This is a genomic window from Mycobacterium sp. TH-M25 (assembly GCF_057473665.1).
Map to the genome: position 1 here is coordinate 1 of NZ_JBYCLA010000303.1, position 3387 is coordinate 3387.

Consider the following 3387-nt stretch of genomic DNA (forward strand, 5'->3'; position numbering starts at 1 on the left):
GGCGATTTGGACATCTATTACGAGGACATGGGCGAACCGGGCGACCCCGCTGTTCTGCTGATCATGGGCCTCGGCTCGCAGCTGTTGCTGTGGCGGGACGGGTTCTGCGAGAAGCTGGTCGCCCAGGGCCTGCGGGTGATCCGCTACGACAACCGCGACGTCGGACTGTCCACGAAAACCGAGCGACGCAGCAACGGCGGGGCGCTGATCCCCAATCTGCTCAAGTTCTGGCTCGGCATTCCCGGCACAGCGGACTACCGGCTCGAGGACATGGCCGACGACGCGGCCGCGATCCTCGACCACCTCGAGATCGTCCACGCGCACATCGTCGGCGCGTCGATGGGCGGCATGATCGCCCAGATCTTCGCGGCCCGATTCCAACAACGCACCCGGTCGCTGGCGGTGATCTTCTCCAGCAACAACCAGCCGTTCCTGCCGCCGCCCCACCCAAGCGCCCTGCTCGCCGTGCTCAGGGGCCCGTCACCGCATTCGCCGATCGAGGTGATCGTCGACTATTCGGTGAAGGTCTGGCGGATCATCGGCAGCCCGCGCTACCCGGCTCCCGAGCAGCGGTTGCGCGACGAGGCGATTGAGGCCTACGAGCGCTGCTACTACCCGTGGGGAACGGCCCGGCATTTCGGCGCGATCATCGCCAGCGGGAGCCTGGCGAAATATGGCCGGCAGATCAGCGCACCGACCGTCGTCCTGCACGGTACGGCCGACAAGCTGCAACGACCGTTCGGCGGCAAAGTGGTAGCCCGGACGATCCCGGGTGCTCGCCTGCGGTTGTTCGACGGCATGGGCCACGACTTGCCCGAAGAGCTGTGGGACGACATCATCAGCGAGCTGACGAGCACATTCGCCCTGGCTTGAGCCACCGCTTCCAGGATTCGGCCTGACCATGCCCATCGACTAGCATGTCTCACGGATCGCCGGAGGGCTGGCACTCCGCCCAGCGCGGGCGGGGACCACGACAAATCCAGGAAGGCGAGTTGAGCTATGCCAGACAAGCTGAGGCCGCATTTCGAAGACGTCCAGGCTCACTACGACCTGTCCGACGAGTTCTTCGCACTCTTCCTCGACCCGAGCCAGACCTACAGCTGCGCCTACTTCGAACGCGACGACATGACGTTGGAAGAGGCGCAGCAGGCCAAGGTCGACCTGGCGCTGGGCAAGCTCGGCCTGCAACCCGGGATGACGCTATTGGACGTCGGTTGCGGTTGGGGCAGCACGATGCGTCGCGCCGTCGAGAAGTACGACGTGAACGTCATCGGCCTGACGCTGTCCAAGAACCAGGCCGGCTATGCCCAAAAGACGCTGGACGCTCTTGCCGGCCCCCGCAGCAAGGAAGTCCGCCTGGCTGGCTGGGAGGAGTTCCACGAGCCGGTGGACCGCATCGTGTCGATCGGCGCGTTCGAGCATTTCGGTCACGACCGCTACGACGAATTCTTCACCATGGCCCACAATGCCCTGCCCGACGACGGGGTGATGCTGCTGCACACGATCACCGGGCTGACCCCGGCGCAGATGACCGAGCGCGGCATGCCGCTGACCTTCGAGCTGGCCCGGTTCATGAAGTTCATCGTCGACGAGATCTTCCCCGGCGGCCGGTTGCCGTCGATCGAGATGGTCGAGGAGCGCTCCGCCAAGGGCGGCTTCACGCTGACCCGCCGCCAATCGCTGCAGCCGCACTACGCCCGCACGCTGGACTGTTGGTCGGCGGCGCTGGAGGCGCACCAGGACGAAGCCATCGAGATCCAGTCGCAGGAGATGTACGACCGCTACATGCATTATTTGACTGGTTGCGCCAAGGCATTCCGCGTCGGATACATCGACGTCAACCAGTTCACGCTGAAGAAGTAGTCGACACGAGCACGTTGAACAACGACGTTGTTGCTTCGTCGGCTGATTGAGCCGGGTATTGTCCTCACGCAACCTGGGTGCGGTCTAAGCCCGGGCAGTAGGAAAGGGTTAACACACGCTGATGCCTGAAAAAGATGGCCCGACTCAGACACGGACGCGGCCGGAGGACATCCGGGCCCACTACGACCTATCCGACGACTTCTTCGGACTGTTTCAGGACCCGACCCGGACCTACAGCAGCGCCTACTTCACCCGCGACGACCAGTCGCTCGAGGAAGCCCAGATCGCCAAAGTCGACCTGAACCTCGACCAACTCGACCTCAAGCCCGGCATGACGCTGCTCGACATCGGCTGCGGCTGGGGCACCACCATGCGCCGCGCGGTGGAGAAGTACGACGTCAACGTCATCGGCCTCACGCTGTCCAACAACCAGCACGCCCGCGCTCAGCAGGTTCTCAACAGCCTCGACACCGACCGCTCGCGCACGGTTCTGTTGCAGGGTTGGGAGGACTTCCACCAGCCGGTCGATCGGATCGTGTCGATCGAGGCGTTCGAACACTTCGGCTTCGAGAACTACGACCACTTCTTCAAGAACACCTTCAACATCATGCCCGAAGACGGGCGGATGACCGTGCAGAGCAGCGTGGCCTACCATCCGTACGACTTGAACGCGCGTGGCAAGAAGGTCACCTTCGAGACGGCCCGGTTCATCAAGTTCATCCTCACCGAGATCTTCCCCGGCGGCCGCCTGCCGTCCACCGGCATGATGGTCGAGCACGGCGTGAAGGCCGGTTTCGTGGTGCCCGAGCCGATTTCGCTGCGGGAGAGCTACATCAAGACCCTGCATCTGTGGGGCGACGCGCTGGAGGCCAATAAAGACAAGGCCGTCGAGATCCAGTCCGAAGAGGTCTACGAGCGCTACATGAAGTATCTGCGTGGCTGCGAGTTCTACTTCTCCGAGGAGATGCTCGACGTCAGCCTCGTCACCTACCTGAAGCCCGGCGCCGCTGCCTGACCCGAGAGTGCAGCTACCGACACATTTCCCGAGAGGGACTGTCGGTGGGAGCACTCTCGCGCATCACGAGTGGTTGCGCTGACCCAACTCGCCGCTGAGATACAGCGCCCGGCACGCCTGCCGGGCGAGCTTGCCACTGGTGGTTCGCGGGATGACACCGGCCGCCACCAGCTGCACGTCGGCCAGCGGCAGGTTGTGCCGTCGTGACACCGCAGCGCGAATGGCGTCGATGATCGGTTGCAGGTCGGCCCGGCCGGCCCCCGGTGCGCGTTCGGCGACGATCACGACGCGTTCGCCGACCTCATCGGCGGGCACCGAAAACGCTGCGACATAACCCGATCGGACTTTCGGCGACGCCTCCGCCGTAGTGGCCTCGATATCCTGCGGATAGTGGTTGCGGCCATCGATGATGATCATGTCTTTGATGCGTCCGGTGATGTGAAGCTCACCGTCGAGGTACACCCCGAGGTCGCCGGTGCGCAGCCAGGTCGCATCGCTCGGCGCCCCGT

The 3387-nt window shown here is 64.1% G+C and carries 3 protein-coding genes and 1 pseudogene; 3 read left to right on the top strand and 1 reads right to left on the bottom strand.

What is annotated here, in order from left to right:
• From AC2VOU_RS10190 to AC2VOU_RS10200, 3 genes are all read left to right on the top strand, one after another.
• On the top strand, window positions 1-873 hold an 873-nt coding region (locus tag AC2VOU_RS10190; protein ID WP_486957270.1), incomplete at its 5' end, for an alpha/beta fold hydrolase.
• 126 nt (window positions 874-999) lie between these two features.
• Window positions 1000-1863: a cyclopropane mycolic acid synthase family methyltransferase gene (locus tag AC2VOU_RS10195; protein ID WP_486957271.1), complete on the top strand. Its 864-nt coding sequence runs from the start codon at window positions 1000-1002 to the stop codon at window positions 1861-1863.
• 121 nt (window positions 1864-1984) lie between these two features.
• Entirely contained in the window at window positions 1985-2878 is an 894-nt protein-coding gene (locus AC2VOU_RS10200) for a cyclopropane mycolic acid synthase family methyltransferase (protein WP_486957272.1), read from the top strand.
• A gap of 63 nt (window positions 2879-2941) precedes the next feature.
• Here the strand turns inward: AC2VOU_RS10200 and AC2VOU_RS10205 are convergent.
• Window positions 2942-3387 (bottom strand): annotated as a pseudogene (locus AC2VOU_RS10205) (fatty-acid--CoA ligase); the annotation flags it as partial.

What these genes read in the sequence shown, in the direction of transcription:
- AC2VOU_RS10195 (WP_486957271.1), top strand. Translation starts at nt 1,000, where the DNA reads ATGCCAGACAAGCTGAGGCCGCATTTCGAAGACGTCCAGGCTCACTAC.
- AC2VOU_RS10200 (WP_486957272.1), top strand. Translation starts at nt 1,985, where the DNA reads ATGCCTGAAAAAGATGGCCCGACTCAGACACGGACGCGGCCGGAGGAC.